16 protein-coding genes and 1 pseudogene are annotated in these 14,688 nt (G+C 70.1%); 7 read left to right on the forward strand and 10 right to left on the reverse strand.

All coding sequences use genetic code 11. From position 1 onward, the window contains the following. Positions 1-5: 5 nt before the first annotated feature. Together LX14_RS01330 and mrf are read right to left on the reverse strand one after the other, a co-directional pair. On the reverse strand, positions 6-305 hold the full coding sequence (locus tag LX14_RS01330; RefSeq protein WP_253645489.1) for a type B 50S ribosomal protein L31: 300 nt from the start codon (positions 303-305) through the stop codon (positions 6-8). Next, a complete protein-coding gene (gene mrf / locus LX14_RS01335; RefSeq protein ID WP_253645490.1) occupies positions 302-1,600 on the reverse strand; it encodes a ribosome hibernation factor-recruiting GTPase MRF in 1,299 nt (432 codons plus the stop codon). Before mrf ends, LX14_RS01330 begins: the two co-directional genes overlap by 4 nt. A gap of 62 nt (positions 1,601-1,662) precedes the next feature. On the opposite strand from mrf, the gene rpmB reads away from it, so the two are divergent. The 4 genes from rpmB to rpsR are packed head-to-tail and all read left to right on the forward strand — an operon-like array spanning position 1,663 to position 2,636. Further along, on the forward strand, positions 1,663-1,899 hold the full coding sequence (rpmB, locus tag LX14_RS01340; RefSeq protein WP_253645491.1) for a 50S ribosomal protein L28: 237 nt from the start codon (positions 1,663-1,665) through the stop codon (positions 1,897-1,899). After that, positions 1,899-2,069: a 50S ribosomal protein L33 gene (rpmG, locus tag LX14_RS01345; protein WP_253645492.1), complete on the forward strand. Its 171-nt coding sequence runs from the start codon at positions 1,899-1,901 to the stop codon at positions 2,067-2,069. The genes rpmB and rpmG overlap by 1 nt, the downstream gene beginning before the upstream one ends. A 1-nt stretch (position 2,070) precedes the next feature. Next, the gene (gene rpsN, locus LX14_RS01350; protein ID WP_253645493.1) at positions 2,071-2,376 is read left to right on the forward strand and encodes a 30S ribosomal protein S14; all 306 of its coding nucleotides are present in this window, start codon (positions 2,071-2,073) and stop codon (positions 2,374-2,376) included. Positions 2,377-2,381: 5 nt separating this feature from the next. Further along, on the forward strand, positions 2,382-2,636 hold the full coding sequence (gene rpsR / locus LX14_RS01355; RefSeq protein WP_253645494.1) for a 30S ribosomal protein S18: 255 nt from the start codon (positions 2,382-2,384) through the stop codon (positions 2,634-2,636). A 7-nt stretch (positions 2,637-2,643) separates the two neighbouring features. Here rpsR and LX14_RS01360 read toward each other — a convergent pair whose 3' ends face one another. Then, positions 2,644-3,621, reverse strand: coding sequence for an acyl-CoA dehydrogenase family protein (locus tag LX14_RS01360; RefSeq protein WP_253645495.1), 978 nt, complete (start codon positions 3,619-3,621; stop codon positions 2,644-2,646). After that, positions 3,618-4,874, reverse strand: a complete 1,257-nt coding sequence (locus LX14_RS01365; RefSeq protein ID WP_253645496.1) for an acyl-CoA dehydrogenase family protein — start codon at positions 4,872-4,874, stop codon at positions 3,618-3,620. The genes LX14_RS01360 and LX14_RS01365 overlap by 4 nt, the downstream gene beginning before the upstream one ends. A gap of 123 nt (positions 4,875-4,997) precedes the next feature. On the opposite strand from LX14_RS01365, the gene LX14_RS01370 reads away from it, so the two are divergent. Beyond that, positions 4,998-5,933, forward strand: a complete 936-nt coding sequence (locus tag LX14_RS01370) for an AEC family transporter (protein ID WP_253645497.1) — start codon at positions 4,998-5,000, stop codon at positions 5,931-5,933. Positions 5,934-5,960: 27 nt separating this feature from the next. Here the strand turns inward: LX14_RS01370 and LX14_RS01375 are convergent. Beyond that, positions 5,961-6,848 (reverse strand): annotated as a pseudogene (locus LX14_RS01375) (EamA family transporter); the annotation flags it as partial. A gap of 39 nt (positions 6,849-6,887) precedes the next feature. On the opposite strand from LX14_RS01375, the gene LX14_RS01380 reads away from it, so the two are divergent. Both LX14_RS01380 and LX14_RS01385 read left to right on the forward strand, forming a co-directional pair. Further along, positions 6,888-7,442, forward strand: coding sequence for a CGNR zinc finger domain-containing protein (locus LX14_RS01380; protein ID WP_253645498.1), 555 nt, complete (start codon positions 6,888-6,890; stop codon positions 7,440-7,442). 9 nt (positions 7,443-7,451) lie between these two features. After that, the gene (locus LX14_RS01385; protein ID WP_253645499.1) at positions 7,452-8,072 is read left to right on the forward strand and encodes a DUF1707 SHOCT-like domain-containing protein; all 621 of its coding nucleotides are present in this window, start codon (positions 7,452-7,454) and stop codon (positions 8,070-8,072) included. On the opposite strand, the gene LX14_RS01390 is transcribed toward LX14_RS01385, so the two are convergent. The 5 genes from LX14_RS01390 to LX14_RS01410 form a co-directional block, all read right to left on the reverse strand. Beyond that, on the reverse strand, positions 8,065-8,871 hold the full coding sequence (locus LX14_RS01390) for a DUF72 domain-containing protein (RefSeq protein ID WP_253645500.1): 807 nt from the start codon (positions 8,869-8,871) through the stop codon (positions 8,065-8,067). The two genes, LX14_RS01385 and LX14_RS01390, sit on opposite strands and share 8 nt — an antisense overlap. Before the next feature lie 9 nt (positions 8,872-8,880). Beyond that, entirely contained in the window at positions 8,881-10,872 is a 1,992-nt protein-coding gene (locus tag LX14_RS01395) for a vWA domain-containing protein (RefSeq protein ID WP_253645501.1), read from the reverse strand. Positions 10,873-10,911: 39 nt separating this feature from the next. Then, positions 10,912-12,318: an ATP-binding protein gene (locus LX14_RS01400; RefSeq protein ID WP_253645502.1), complete on the reverse strand. Its 1,407-nt coding sequence runs from the start codon at positions 12,316-12,318 to the stop codon at positions 10,912-10,914. Positions 12,319-12,484: 166 nt separating this feature from the next. Continuing rightward, positions 12,485-13,222, reverse strand: a complete 738-nt coding sequence (locus LX14_RS01405) for a sulfite exporter TauE/SafE family protein (RefSeq protein ID WP_253645503.1) — start codon at positions 13,220-13,222, stop codon at positions 12,485-12,487. A 35-nt stretch (positions 13,223-13,257) separates the two neighbouring features. Next, positions 13,258-14,526, reverse strand: coding sequence for an HNH endonuclease signature motif containing protein (locus LX14_RS01410; protein ID WP_253645504.1), 1,269 nt, complete (start codon positions 14,524-14,526; stop codon positions 13,258-13,260). Positions 14,527-14,688 lie beyond the last annotated feature (162 nt).

Raw genomic sequence — 14,688 nt, forward strand, 5'->3', positions numbered from 1 at the left:
TCACTTCACGATTCGGTCGTGTCGACATCGCCCTGCGACCTCGCCGTGGACGACGGCCGTCCGCGGCGCCCATATCGGCGCTCGAACTTCTGCACTCGTCCTGCGGTGTCCATCACGCGGTGCGCACCAGTCCAGAACGGATGCGAGTCGGACGTGACATCGACAACCACAAGAGGGTACCGGTTCCCGTCCTCCCATTCCAAAGTGACATCGGACGTCACCGTCGAGCGGGTCAGGAACTGCTTCCCGGTCGACGAGTCACGGAACACGACGGGGTGGTAGTCGGGATGGGCTCCGGGCTTCATCTCTTCTCCTCGTTCTCGGGGATCGGGTGCGGGACGGACGTCTCGCACGGGTCGGCGTGGAACGCGCCGAACGGGTCGTCCCAGGTCGACCACACGCCCTGACCTGCGGCCATCTCGGCGTCGGTGACACAGGCGGCACGGAGCGCGGCACGGATCGTGTCGGGGTCGGCGCGGTGCACCAGCACGACGAGGCTGGTGTGCCGGTCGCCGAACTCGGGGTCCCACCGCGCCGCGGCCAGGGCACCCCGCTCCGGGTCGACCTGCGCGAGCTCGTCCGGGCTCATCGCGGCGAGCCAGGGTCCACCGGTGGCGACGCGCAGCCCGCCGCCGGCGCTCTCCATCCACAGCGCCTCGACGGGCTGGGTCGCGAGCCACAGTCGGCCGCGCGAGCACACGACGCCCTCGAGCAACGCGTCCAACGCGTCGTGCAGGCGGCCGGGGTGGAACGGGCGGGTGGTCGTGAACTCGACGAGCTGCACCCCACAGTCGGCGTCGAGCGGAGGCTGCCCGGCGAGGAGGGGGTCGAACGGGCCCACCGAACGATCCCGGCGGGCTCCCAGCGGCATGGCCGACAGGAGCAGGGCGACGAGCTTCTCGTCGAGCGGACGTCCGGGCGCCTCCATGACCACCGGGACGTCCGGCGCGAGGCGACGGATGACGGCTCCGAACACCGCGGCGTCCCAGTTCGCGACAGCCGCACCGTGCACGACGAGCGCGTCGGCGAAGGCGACGTGTCCGACCGCGACCTGCGACAGCGTGCGCTCGTCGCCGGCGTCCCCGGAGTCGAACCCGGCCTCGGGCAGTGTCAGGTCGCCGGTGGCCTCCTCGAGCCACGTGCCTGCCGCGATGCAGCCGATGACGGCCTCGACCCGAACGTCCCGCGACGCCGGTCCGTCGACCTGACCGGGGACGCCGACGACGTCGACGGCATCGATCGCCCAGCACAACGGCTCGGGTTCGATGAGCGGGTCGAGCGCGACGACGATCCGATCGACGTTCGTCCGCCGGTGCAGGGCGCGCAGTGTCGGCAGCAGGTCATGCCGCAGCGCGCACGAGACACATCCGTGGTCGAGGTCGATGCGGCTCACCCGTGTCTGCGTGCACCCGTCGGCGTCGACCTGACGGACGGTGCGGGTGATGACACCCAGCGACACCTCCACCAGATCGTGGTGGACGATCGCCGTCCCCGGTGCGGCCAGTCCTGTGGCGACCGCGTCGACCGCGACGGGGTCCAGCCCCGCCACCACGAACACCGGCGTCCTCTCCACGAGGCCCTCCTCTTTGTTGGAAATCATTGTCGACAAGGTGCTACCGTAGCCGCTAACGAGAACGATTACCATTTGCATGAGGAGGGCACGTGTCGGCACGCTGCCAGGTCACCGGGCGGGAACCCGGGTTCGGCAAGCAGGTCTCGCACTCCCACGTCCGCACGTCGCGGCGATGGGATCCGAACCTGCAGCACAAGCGCTACTTCGTCCCCAGCGAGGGCCGCACGGTGACCCTGCGGGTCTCGGCGAAGGGCATCAAGACGATCGACCGCGACGGCATCGAGGCCGTCGTGGCACGAATCCGTGCGCGAGGAGAGAAGGTCTGATGGCGAGCAAGAGCACCGACATCCGTCCGGTGGTGAAGCTGAAGTCCACGGCGGGAACGGGATACACCTACGTGACGCGCAAGAACCGTCGCAACGATCCCGATCGCATGGTGATCAGGAAATACGATCCGATGGTCCGCCGCCACGTCGACTTCCGCGAGGAGCGCTGACATGGCAAAGAAGTCGAAGATCAACCGAAACCTGCACCGTCGCGAGATCGTCGCCCGGTATGCCGAACGGCGTGCAGCACTGAAAGCGATCGTCCGCGACCCGAACGCCGCCGACGACGCGCGCGCTGACGCGCAACTCGCCCTGCAGCGCCTCCCCCGCGACGCCAGTCCCACCCGCGTCCGCAACCGCGACGTCGTCGACGGGCGCCCCCGCGGGTACATCGGCAAGGCCGGCGTCTCCCGCGTCCGCTTCCGCGCGATGGCCCACGACGGCGAGCTGCCCGGCATCACGAAATCGAGTTGGTGACACCGATGGCGAAGAAGCCCCCACGCCGACGGCCTGCGTCGGACAAGCCCGCCGCCCCGAAGCGGAACATCCTGCAGGACCGCGGGATCACCGAGGTCGACTACAAGGACGTCGCCACCCTGCGTCTGTTCCTGTCCGACCGCGGCAAGATCCGCGGACGACGTATCACCGGCCTGACACCGCAGCAGCAGCGCCAGGTGGCCACCGCGATCCGCAACGCCCGCGAGATGGCACTGCTGCCGTTCGTCTCGAGTCGCTAGGCCCGCGTCACGCCGAGGCGAGCGCCGTGCGGGCGACGTCGTCGTAGGCGGTGGTCTCGTCGCCGAGGAGGAAACGGTCCACCTTGGCCCGACGCCAGTAGAGATGCGCGTCGTGGTCCCAGGTGAACCCGATGCCACCGTGGACCTGGATGAGGGTCTCGGTGGCCTCCTGGGCGGCCGTGGCGGCGAACGCCTTTGCCGCTGCCGACGCCAGCGGTAGCTCGTCGGGTGAGGCGTCGGCGGTCCACGCCGCCCACCACACCAGCGACCGCAGCTGCTCGACGGCGACGTAGGCGTCCACGAGCGAGTGCTTCACCGCCTGATAGGAGCCGATGGCCCGGCCGAACGCGACACGGTCCTTGGCGTACTCGACGCCCATCTCGACTGCGCGAGCGGCGGTCCCGAGCCCCTCGGCGGCGAGGATCGTGCGACCCACCGCGGTCGCTCGATCCCACCGGGCCCGCGCGTCGGTCGCGATGACCTCGGTGTCACGCAGCGTCACGCGTCCCAGGCCCCGCGTCGGGTCGATCGGATCCGGGGTCTCGACGGAGCCTGTCGCCACGACGACGTCGTCGCCGACGAGGGCGAGGAACGACGTGGCCCCGACCGCGTCGAGCGTGGGTGCACCGGCGTCCACCACGGCGAACGCGGAGGACCCGTCCGCCAGTGCCGACAGGCGCGCGTCGTCGCCATCGAGGAGGACAGCGGCCCGCGCCCAGGTCACCACCGACGGCGCGGCCAGGACACGTCCGGCCTGCTCGGCGACGACCGCCAGATCGAGCACGGAACCACCGCCTCCCCCGGACGCCTCGGGAACGGTGATCGACGCGAAACCACTCTGGGCCAGTCGTTCCCGGCCGGGTGCGAGGCCGCTCGCATCACCGTCGAGCGCCGCGCGGATCTGCGCGGTGGACGTCACCGACGCGAGAGAGTCACCCGCGGCCGACGCGAGGTCGCGCTGCTGGTCGTCGAGATCGAAGTTCATGCCCTCTGGCCTTCCGTGCGTGCCGGGGCCTCGGACCCACCGGCGGCGACCGCGATGCTCTCGCGGAAGGTGATGTTCTTGTCGGCCCGCGGCTCGGACGGCAGGCCGAGGACGCGTTCGCCGATCACGTTGCGCAACACCTCGTTCGTGCCGCCCGCGATGGCGAGCCCCGGCAGGCTCGCCTGGATCGCCTGCCACTGCCCGGCGTCGTCGTCGGCGTTCGCGAGGGCCCCGTCACCGTCGAGCAGGTCGACGGCGATGTCGGCGAGTTCGCGCGCCGTCGCCGTGCCCGACAGCTTTCCCGCCGACGCCTCCGGGCCGGGCATGTCGCCGCGGCTGATCGCCGACAGCAGCCGATACCCGGTGTAGCGGGTGGCCAGCGCCTGCGCGTACGCGCGGCCGAACCGCTGTCGCACGACGCCCTGGCGGGCCTCGGGCAGGTCCGGCAACCGTCGGGCGACGTGCGCCGCGACGGCGTCGGGAGAGATGCCCAGGTCACTGCCGCCACCGCCGAGCGACAGTCGCTCGCTCATCAGGGTCGTGATGGCGACCGACCACCCCGCACCCACCTCGCCGAGACGTTCGGAGTCGGGGATGACGACGTCGTCGAAGAAGACCTCGTTGAACTCGGCGCTGCCGCTCATCTGGCGCAGCGGGCGGGCGGTGACGCCGGGCGCCTTCATGTCGACGACGAACATGGTCAGGCCCCGGTGTTTCGCGACGTCGGGGTCCGTGCGGGTGAGCAGGATGCCGTAGTCGGCGAGGTGCGCGAGCGTCGTCCACACCTTCTGTCCGTTGACCACCCAGTTGCCGTCGTCGGTGCGGACCGCGCGGGTGCGCAGGGCGGCGAGGTCGCTGCCGGACGCGGGCTCGCTGAAGAGCTGGCACCAGATGTCGTCGGCGCGGAGCAGTCGCTGGAGGTAGCGGTCCTTCTGGTCCTGGGTCCCGTGCGCGATCACCGTCGGACCGCACATGCCGATCCCGATGAAGTTGACCAGTCCGGGTGCGCCGGCGCGGGCGAGTTCCTGGTCGACGATGGCCTGCTGCATCGGGGTGCCGCCCTGGCCACCCGCCTCCACCGGCCAGGTGACGCCGACGAGGCCCCCGTCGTAGAGGAGCGCCTCGCGCTGCCGTGAGCGGACGTCGTCGTGACCACGCTCGCTGCGGTCGCCGAGTTCGTCGCGGTGCTCGGTGATGAAGGTGCGCACCTTCTCGCGCCAGCGTGCCTCGTCCGGGGTGTCCTCGAAATCCATCGCGCCCTTCCGCGGCCGTCGGCACGGCCTCTCCCGCCACTGTACGAGCGGGACCGTGAGCGGCGTCACAGGCGGCGTGCACGGCCGGGCGGTGGCGTTCCGGCACGCACGTAGGATCCCCCGGTGTCCGGAGTGGTCCAGGGGTTCACCGTCATCTTCATCCTCATCGGGGTGGGATGGGTCCTCGGACGGACGGGGACGCTCGGACCCGACGCGCACCAGGTGTTGTCGCGGCTGGTGTTCTTCGTCTTCACCCCGGCGCTGCTGCTGCACTCGTTGTCGACCACCGACGTCGCGCAGATCTTCTCCACAACGCTCGTGATCGCCGGGGGCAGTGCGTTCGCGGTCGGGGCGGTCTACTTCGTCCTCGCCCGGACGGTGCTGCGACGTCAGATCCCCGAGGCGGTGATCGGCGCGCTGTCGTCGAGTTACGTCAACAGCGCGAACCTGGGCATCCCCATCGCCATCTTCGTCCTCAAGGACGCGACGTTCGTGGCGCCGCTGCTGCTGTTCCAGATCATGATCTACTCGCCGATCGCGCTGACCATGCTCGACCTGACCGCACTGCGCTCGGGCACCGGACGGATCACGCTGCGCGACACCGTCGTCGCGCCGCTGACGAACCCGATCGTCATCGGCGGCCTGATCGGCCTGGTGATCTCGCTGACGGGGACGACACTCCCCCACGCAGTCGAGGAACCGATCGGGATGCTCGGCAACGCGTCCGTGCCGGGTGCGTTGCTCGCGTTCGGGCTGTCGCTGACCGGCGTGAGCGTGTTGCGCAAGGGCAACAGCCCACGCCGTGACGTCGCGCTGGCGTCGGTGATGAAGATGATCGTGCAGCCCGTCCTCGTGTTCGTGCTGGCGTACTTCCTGTTCGACGAACGCGGACACAACCTGTTCGCCCAGGTGGTCATCGCCGCGCTACCGACCGCGCAGAACGTCCTCGTCTACGCCACCCGCTACCAGCGCGGGGTGGTGCTCGCTCGCGACAGCGCCCTGGTCACCACGCTCATCTCGATCCCGGTCATCGCCGTGATCGCCGCGCTTCTCGCCTGACCGCTCGCCGAGTTTCACCGCGACGACCCCGGCGAGGATCAGTGCCCCGCCGGCGAACTGGATCGGGCGCGGGATCTCCGCGAGCAGCGCCCAGCTCCACAGGACACCCGCCAGGACCTCGCTGAGGCCCACGAACGACGCCACCCGCGGCCCGAGTCGCCGGGCACCGATCACACCGGTGACGTACGCGGTCGCCGCCGTCACGACGCCGAGGACGGCCACGGCGACCCACGGCGACGTCGCGACACCGGCGTAGGCGATCGGGCCGCTCCCGACACGCATCGGCATCGCACCGACGGCGCCCAGCACCGCGAGCACCAGTGCGCCGACCACGAGGCCGGCACCGGCGAGCGCGAGCGGCGGCAGTCCCGAGTCGTCGTCGGCGGAGATGAGGAAGTAGGCCGCGGCGCCGACCATCGCACCGAACGCCCAGGCGACCCCGGTCCCGGAGACGCCGCCCGACGAGGCCAGGTCGAGGACGAGGACCAGCCCGACCGCGCAGATGCCGACACCGGCGGTCGTCACGGCCGACGGCCGTTGTCCCCGTCGGGCCCAGAGCCACAGGACCACGGCGGCCGGGGCGGTGTACTCGATGAGCAGCGCCGGGCCCACCTGCATCGACTGGACAGCGGAGAAGTAGCAGAACTGCGCACCGGCGACCGCGAGGAGCCCGTAGAGGGCGATGCTCGTGACGTTGCGACGCAGCAGGTGCCACCGACCCCGCAACGCGCGGATCGCGAGCGGCGCGACGACCGCGGCACCCAGCGCGATACGCAGGGTGACGACAACCCCCGGCGACCACCCGCCCTCCAGCATCGGGCGCGCGATCGCCCCCGACAGGCCGAACGAGAACGCGGAGACCAGAGCGACCACCAGCCCCACACCCACACGCCTGTCATCACCCATGCGCTTCATGGGTCATGACGCTAGGTGGCGTCGAGGTAATGTGTCAACGTGGTTTTCACCGATGACACCGAGATGTCGTTGCAGGCTGCGGTCGCGCTGGTCAACACCGCGGAGGACCCCGACACCCTCACGACGGTCGACGAGCTCCTCGAGTTCGTGCGCCGGCAGGGCTTCACCGGACGTGTCGACGCCGACCGCGCCGAGCTCGACGAGGTCCGCGCCGCACGTCCACGACTGCGGGCACTGTTCACCGCGAGCACCACCGACGCCGTCGACCTGGTGAACGCACTGCTCTCCGACCACCACGCGACTCCCCGCCTGGTGCGTCACGACGACCAGGACTGGCACATCCACGCCGTCGACGACGACGCCCCGCTCGCCGCCCGGATGCTCGTCGAGGCCGCGATGGCGATGGTCGACGTCATCCGCGCCGACGAGATGTCGCGCTTCTCCGTCTGCGACGACGACGACTGCCGTGCGCTCGTGATCGACCTCTCGCGCAACCGGTCTCGTCGCTACTGCTCCACCACCTGCGGCAACCGCAACGCCGTGGCGGCCTATCGGTCACGTCGGAGGGTCTCCGGGACCGACGGTGGGCGTTAGGGTCGCACCATGAGCGATCTGCCCGCCGAGCGACCCGACGAGCGACCCGCGACGCGGGTGTCGGACGCCGACCGCAGTCGCGTCCACGACATCCTCGCGGCCGCGATGGCGCAGGGGTATCTCAGCCCCACCGAGTACGAGACCCGCGCGGACAAGGCGGTGGTGGCGCGCACGACGGACGACCTCGCCCCGCTGACCAGCAACCTTCCCGTCGATGCGATCGCGGGGTCGGTCTCCGCGACCGCACCTCCCGGACAGGCTCCGGTACAGCGCCTGATCGCCGTGATGAGCGGGGCGGAACTCGCCGGCGACGTCGCCGTCTCGGGCACTCTGACCGCGGTGGCGTTCTGGGGCGGCGTCAGCATCGACCTCCGCGACGCCCGGTTCACCACAGGTGCCCTCGACATCCAGGCGACGGCCGTCATGGGCGGGATCGAGATCGTCGTCGGACCCGAGGTCGAGGTCGACATCCGGGGCGTCGGGATCATGGGTGGCTTCGACCGCCGCGCGTCCGGCCCGGGCTCGTCGACCCGCGGTGCCCGGGTGACGATCACGGGCGCGGCGCTCATGGGTGGGGTGTCGGTGGAACGCAAGGGCCCGGCGATCGACACCCGCAAGAAGCTCAGCTGAGGCGGTCGAGCAGACCCCGCGCATCGAACGGCGCGTGCACCTTCACGTCGTTGTCGAAATAGGCGTAGATGTCGCCGCGGTGACGTCGCAGCGTGGCCGCCCATTTGTCGAGTGACTCGGCGGAATAGCCGCTCACATAGAGCTTCTCGTCCCCGTGGAGTCGGCAGTAGGTGAAGTCGGCGGTCTTCTCGTCCATCACCGGGTAGAGGTGTGCCGCGTCGGCGAGCACCAACGCGACCCCGGCATCACGCAGCAGACGCACCGCCCGCGACGACTCGAACGTGGCGTGGCGGACCTCGACCGCATGTCGCACGGGCCGGTCGGCGTCGACGTCGAACCAGTCGCGTCCGTCGAGCCGCTCGTCGTGGTGCCGCGCGATCTCCGCTGCCGCGACGGTGGTCCGGGGTAACCCGTCGAGGAACGGACCGAGCCGGTCGGGGTCGAACCGCATACTCGGCGGGAGCTGCCACAGCACCGGACCGAGCTTGGGCCCCAACGCCAGCACGCCGGAGGCGAAGAAGTTCGCCACCGGCGCGTCGACGTCGCGCAGCTTCTTCATGTGGGTGATGAACCGCGGGCCCTTCACCGAGAAGGCGAAGTCGTCCGGGGTCTGCTCCGCCCACCGCCGGAAGCTGTCCGGCTTCTGTAGCGAGTAGAAGGTGCCGTTGATCTCGACCGAGTTCAGCGTGGACGAGAGGTACTCCAGTTCACGCCGCTGGACGAGGCCCTTCGGATAGAAGGTCCCCCGCCAGGGCGGGTACACCCATCCCGAGGTGCCGACGCGAACAGTGCGTGTCATGCACCTGTACTACCCCCGTCGACCCCGTCGTGAACCCAGGTAGTCGCCGACGACCGCCGCACCCAACCCGTCGATGTCGGGAGCGACGACCCGTCCACCGATACGGCGGGCCACCTGATCGATGAAACGCTCCAGGCTGGGGTCGTCGCCGAGACGGAAGATCGTCACCTGGGCGCCGAGGCGGGCCACCGCGTCCAGCTCGCGCACGGTCATGGCCAGCGTCGCCGGGTGCGGTGGGTAGTAGAAGAACGGTTCACCGTCGGGCTCGAGATGCGCGGTCGGTTCGCCGTCGGTGACGATGAGCACCACCGGCTGCGCGTTGGGGTGCTTGCGCAGGTGCCGCCCGGCCAGCATCAGCGCATGGTGCAGGTTGGTGCCCTGCTCCATCCGCGGCTGCAGGCCCGTCAGCTCGGCGATGTCGATGGTGCGGGCGTGCCGCCCGAACGCGATCAGCGACAGCTCGTCGTTGCGGAATCGCGTCGAGATCAGGTGGTTGAGCGCCACGGCCGTCCGCTTCATCGGCAGCCAGCGGCCCTCCATCTCCATGGAGAACGACGTGTCGACGAGCAGGACCACCGCCGCCTTCGACCGCGCCTCGGTCTCGGCGACCTCGACGTCGCGCACGTCGATCCGAACGCCGCCCGAGGCGAGGTCGCCCACACCGCCGGGTTGCTCGGTGATGGTGCGCCGCACCGCGTTCCCGACGGTGGCCGTGACGTCCCACGGCTCGGTGTCGCCGAACTCCCACTCCCGAGTCGCCCCGGTCGGTTCGCCCGACGCGCCCGTGCGCCGCGTCGTGCGATCGCCCTTGCGACCGGAGAGCTGCTCGGCGACATCCCGGAAGATGGACTGCCCGAGCTGACGCATCGCCTTCGGCGACAACTGCAGGTTGCCGTCGGCGTCGCGGTGGAAGATGTTCTGCTCTTTGAGGGCCTTCTCGAGCTCGGCGAGGGTCCGTGCGTCGGCCGACGCCTCCGGGCCGAGCTGCCGGGCCAGCGCGTCGAGATCGATGTCGTCCATCTGCGCGCCGGCGTACTGCTGGGACAGCTGCTCCGACAACGACTCCAGCTCCGCCAGGTCGGACAGTGCGCCTGCGCCCTGCCCCATCCCCATGCCCTGCTCGCCGGTGAAGTCCGCCGAGTCACCCCACCCCAGGTCGGGACGGGCCTGTCGCAGCTGGGAATCCATCTGTGACAACTGCGACATCAACTCCGGCGACCCGAACGCCTGCTGCGCCAACTGGTCGAGTTCCGCGCGCTGCTCGGGGGTGAGCGAGTTGTAGAACGCCTGCGCCGCCGCAGCCCGCTTGGCCAGGGAGTCGACGAGTTCCTCCGTCGACTGCGGGTTGTCGGGGAAGTGCTGACCGTGCTTGTCCATGAACTCGTCGAACTGCTCGGTCGTGTCCTCGCCGCGGTTGTGCGCGGCGAGGAGCTCGTTGAGATCCGAGAGCATCTCCGAGATCGCCTGGCGGTCGGCGTCCGTCGCGTTCTCCAGGGCGTCCTTCATGCCCTGGAAGCGCTGGTCGAGCATCTCGCGGCCGAGGAGGTCGGAGATCTTGTCGTAGTCGGCCTTGGCCTCCGGCGAGCGCCACTCGTACTCCGAGAGCTCCTGGACCGCCTGCGCCGTCGACGCCGGCAGGTTGCCGATCTGCATCTCGGCGAACCGCGCTTCGTCGTCGAGGTCGCGGGCGAGCTGCTTGCGCTCGTTGAGCACCGCGGAGTCGAGGAGTTCCCGTATCTCGGCGAACGTCCCGTCGAGGTTGTTCTTCTCGAGCAACTCCTTGCGGCGCTTGTTGATCTGCTCGCGCAGCTTGTCCAGACCACGCATGTCCTGGCTGCCGCGCCGCAGGTACTCGCGCATGGCACGCTGCGGCGAGGCGCCGGCCATGATGTCCTCGCCGATCTCGTCGAGCGCCGAGCGCAGATCGACAGGAGGCGCCAGAGGGTCCGGCCCCCCGCGGTAACGCTGGTAGGACGAGCGGTGGAAAGTCTTGCGTGCCATCAGGCGGTGCCCTCCCGGGTCTGCGGGGACGGTCGGCGGTCAGCCGTACATGGTGACGCCGTGGTCGTCCGCCTCCTTGCTGATGCGCCGGGCGAGGAAGAGACCCTCGAGCGCGAGTTCCAGTGCGCTGGCGCGTTCCCCACCGTCGGCGGCGTCGAGACGTTCGGCGACGGCGTCGATCACGGGTGTGGTGGTGTCCGGCGACGGGATGGACTTCAGCAGCTCCGAGGCCGTGACGCGGTCACCGGTGACGACGGGCTCGCCGCTCTCCAGTGCCGTGACGAGCGGCGCCATGTCGATGCCACCGAGGTGGGCGCGGACCGTGTCGGCGGTCGCCTTGCGCAGCAGGTGTTCGAGGACCTCGCCCTCGCGTCCCTCCTCGCCGGACTCGAACTCGACCTTGCCGCGCAGCACCTCGATGATCGAGGTGAGGTCGACGACTCGGGCGACGGCCGAATCCTCGCCGGTCACCGTCGCGCGGTGCAGCGCTGCGGCACCGACGGTCTCGGCGCCGGCGATCGCGAACCGCGCCGAGACACCGGAGCGCTGGTCGATCGACGGGTGGTCGCGGACGTAGCGGGTGAACCGCGCCAGGATCTCCACGACGAACGTCGGGACGGTGGCGACGAGGTCCGCCTCCTGCTCGATGACGGCGATCTCGTCGTCGAGCTCGAGCGGGTAGTGGGTGCGGATCTCGGCGCCGAAGCGGTCCTTCAGCGGGGTGATGATGCGCCCGCGGTTGGTGTAGTCCTCGGGGTTGGCGCTGGCCACCAGGAGCACGTCCAGCGGGAGTCGCAGCGAGTAGCCGCGGATCTGGATGTCGCGCTCCTCCATCACGTTGAGCATCGACACCTGGATGCGCTCGGCGAGATCGGGGAGTTCGTTGATCGCGACGATGCCGCGGTGGGCGCGCGGGATCAGCCCGAAGTGGATGGTCTCGGGGTCGCCGAGGTTGCGGCCGGCCGCGACCTTCATCGGGTCCACGTCGCCGACGAGGTCGCCGACGGACGTGTCCGGCGTGGCGAGCTTCTCGGAGTAGCGCTCCGAGCGGTGCCGCCACTCGATGGGCAGGTCGTCGCCGAGGTTCGCCGCCGTACGGATGGCGGCCGGGGTGATCGGCTCGTAGGGGTGCTCGTCGAGTTCGGAGCCCGTGATGACCGGCGTCCACTCGTCGAGCAGTCCGGCAAGGGTGCGCAGGAGGCGGGTCTTGCCCTGGCCGCGCTCGCCGAGCATGACCACGTCGTGGCCGGCGAGCAGCGCGCGCTCGAGTTGGGGGACGACCGTCGACTCGAAGCCGACGATGCCGGGCCACGGGTCGTCGCCGGCCCGGAGCTTGGTGAGGAGGTTGTTGCGGATCTCGTCCTTGACCGACCGCTGGACGTGGCCGGAGGCGCGGAGTTCGCCGAGTGTGCGAGGAGAGGGATGACCGGAGGGAGCTGACGTCACCTCTCCACGCTACGAGTGTTTCGCCGGTCCCGCACAGACCCCGCCAGGCAGGACCCGCATTCTCGCTCTCAGCGAACGGTCGTCCGGCTTCCCGCGACCGTTCTCCCCACCCGCGACCGTTGCGACGGTCGCGGCAGGTGGGTGCGGTCGCGGCAACGGTCTTTTCTCAGCGAATGGCGAGCCAGACGGCGAGACCGAGGCCGGCGAAGCCGATCACGACGCGCAGTGGGCCGGCGGGCAGGCGGGCGACGATCGGCGGGCCGGCCCACCCGCCGGCCAGGCACCCGATGCCCATGGCGACGGCCGCGACCCAGTGCACAGGACCGGTGATCGCGAACAGGACCGCCGCCGACAGGTTCGACAGGCCCAGCAGCGCTGACTTGAGCAGCGTCGCCCGCCACAGCGGTTGCGCCGAGGTGATCAGGGCCAGGGCGAGGAAGATGACCCCCGCGCCGGCGCCGAAGTAGCCGCCGTAGATCGCCACCGCGAACGAACAGACGGCGAACACCGTCGGCATCTCCCGGTGTCCGGCTGCCCGCCGCAGGACGGGCTGCGCCAACACGGCGACCGCGGCGAGCGCGACGAGGACGGGCACGACCGCCTCGAACGAGCCGGCCGGGGACAGCAGCAGGACGCCCGCACCGATCAGCCCACCGACGACGGCGATCGCCCCGAGCACCGTGAGCCGTCGGCGGTCGTCGAGCAGCGAGGATCCCGCCCGCGCCGTGCTGCCCACCCCAACCGACACGAGCGCGACGGTGTTCGTGACGTTCGCAGCGAGCGGTGGCAGTCCGGCGAGGAGCAAGGCCGGATAGCTGACGAGCGATGCCAGCCCGGTGATGTAGCCGACCAGTCCGGCACCGAAACCGGCGACGGTCAAGAGCGCCAGGGTGCTGAGAGTCATCGCGATCATCATCGCCTGCGGTGTGATGCGCGCGGCTACGCGGCCTTGTCCGCGGTTCTCGCAGGTGCTCGGGACCGGTGTTCGTGGCCGGTGGGTGTGCGGATCAGCGCTTCGTGGGTGCCGTCGTCGCTGATCGACGTGGTGACCTGCCAGCCGGTGTTCTCTTTCTGCCTGTTGTGGGTTCGGCACTCGCCGAGTCCGTTCAGCGCGTCTGTCGGTCCGCCGTCGTGGTGGGGGTGGGCGTGGTCGATTTCGGCGATCGGGGCGTCGCAGTACGGGATCCGGCAGGAGATGTCGCGGCGGGTGATGAAGCGGCGCAGACCGTTGGGGAAGATCCGGGCACGGGATTCCATGGCCACCAGGGCGCCATCGGGGGTGGCGAACAGTCGCCGCAGGGTGACGAGCGCGTCTGCATCGAGCGCGTCGGCGATGATCCCGCGGGCGGTATCAGCAGGCACGAGGCCGTAGCCCGCGACCTCTGCAGCGGCGTCGGTGCCACCGACGAGCACGTCCGCCGACACGACGACGTCGACCGAGACGGCCACCTCCTCGGCGCGCGCCTTCCCGGTAAGCCGTTCGAGCAGGGTGTCGGCCATGACCTGCGCGTGGGTCCGATCGTCGTCTCCCACCAGGCCGTCGGCGTGCTGCTTCAACGCCGCGTACGCGGCAATGCCTGCGGTCATCGGCAACAGCGCCGACAGCTGCACCATGGCATCGGGTTTCGGACGCATCGACACCCGGCGATCCTTCGGTGCAGCGGCGTTGCGATCGACCACCGCATGCGGATCACGCTGATAGGCAATCTGCTTGGCCAGCGCCTCGAGCGCCCGGTCCCCGACACCGTCGAGCGTCGCGGCGTCTGCACACAGGGCGTGGTCGATCACGCGCCGGTCCTCGACCTGCAGGTAGGCGGTCTCGCGGACCAGGATCGTCGCCCGCCATTCCGACAACACTCCCTCCCGCAGCCGCGCGAAGGTGTTCGGCATCTCGCCCATCGCCCGCGCGAACCCCAGATGCCGGCCACCGGCGTTACCCGACACCCGACGCGCCAACGCCACCTCCGCCGACAACCCACGACACCGCCGGTCGACCGGAACACCCCGCTCGGCTTCGGCAGCGGAGCGAAGTTGCTGCAGTCGTAGCGTGTCCTGAGCCTGTCCTGCCGCGCACGCGGCCTTGATCGACTCCAACAGAGAGATCCGGTCGATCGCCTCTCCCTCGTCTACCGCGGCAGACAGCTCGGCGAGCATCGTCATCATCTCGCGCAACACATCCCGCGCGTCGACGTCTTCGGTGCCCTTCATGCGTACATGTGTACACGCGGGGTCCGACAACATCTCCGCATCAAAACCAGCTGTGCACAACCTGTTTCGGCCTCCCAATCGTCCAACAGCCGGTCCCGACCGCCCAACAGACTGTTCCTGGTGCCCGACAGACGGCGGTTACGGGTGGTTACTGCGGCGCGG

The sequence above is a fragment of the Williamsia deligens genome, assembly GCF_024171765.1.
Taxonomy (GTDB): domain Bacteria; phylum Actinomycetota; class Actinomycetes; order Mycobacteriales; family Mycobacteriaceae; genus Williamsia_A; species Williamsia_A deligens.

Bases quoted from the DNA above. Each gene is read 5' to 3' on its own strand.
- LX14_RS01365 (WP_253645496.1), bottom strand. From the start codon at position 4,874: ATGGATTTCGAGGACACCCCGGACGAGGCACGCTGGCGCGAGAAGGTG.
- LX14_RS01395 (WP_253645501.1), bottom strand. From the start codon at position 10,872: ATGGCACGCAAGACTTTCCACCGCTCGTCCTACCAGCGTTACCGCGGG.
- LX14_RS01410 (WP_253645504.1), bottom strand. From the start codon at position 14,526: ATGAAGGGCACCGAAGACGTCGACGCGCGGGATGTGTTGCGCGAGATG.
- mrf (WP_253645490.1), bottom strand. From the start codon at position 1,600: ATGATTTCCAACAAAGAGGAGGGCCTCGTGGAGAGGACGCCGGTGTTC.
- LX14_RS01405 (WP_253645503.1), bottom strand. From the start codon at position 13,222: ATGACTCTCAGCACCCTGGCGCTCTTGACCGTCGCCGGTTTCGGTGCC.
- LX14_RS01390 (WP_253645500.1), bottom strand. From the start codon at position 8,871: ATGACACGCACTGTTCGCGTCGGCACCTCGGGATGGGTGTACCCGCCC.
- LX14_RS01360 (WP_253645495.1), bottom strand. From the start codon at position 3,621: ATGAACTTCGATCTCGACGACCAGCAGCGCGACCTCGCGTCGGCCGCG.
- LX14_RS01385 (WP_253645499.1), top strand. From the start codon at position 7,452: ATGAGCGATCTGCCCGCCGAGCGACCCGACGAGCGACCCGCGACGCGG.
- rpsN (WP_253645493.1), top strand. From the start codon at position 2,071: ATGGCAAAGAAGTCGAAGATCAACCGAAACCTGCACCGTCGCGAGATC.
- rpmG (WP_253645492.1), top strand. From the start codon at position 1,899: ATGGCGAGCAAGAGCACCGACATCCGTCCGGTGGTGAAGCTGAAGTCC.
- LX14_RS01330 (WP_253645489.1), bottom strand. From the start codon at position 305: ATGAAGCCCGGAGCCCATCCCGACTACCACCCCGTCGTGTTCCGTGAC.
- rpsR (WP_253645494.1), top strand. From the start codon at position 2,382: ATGGCGAAGAAGCCCCCACGCCGACGGCCTGCGTCGGACAAGCCCGCC.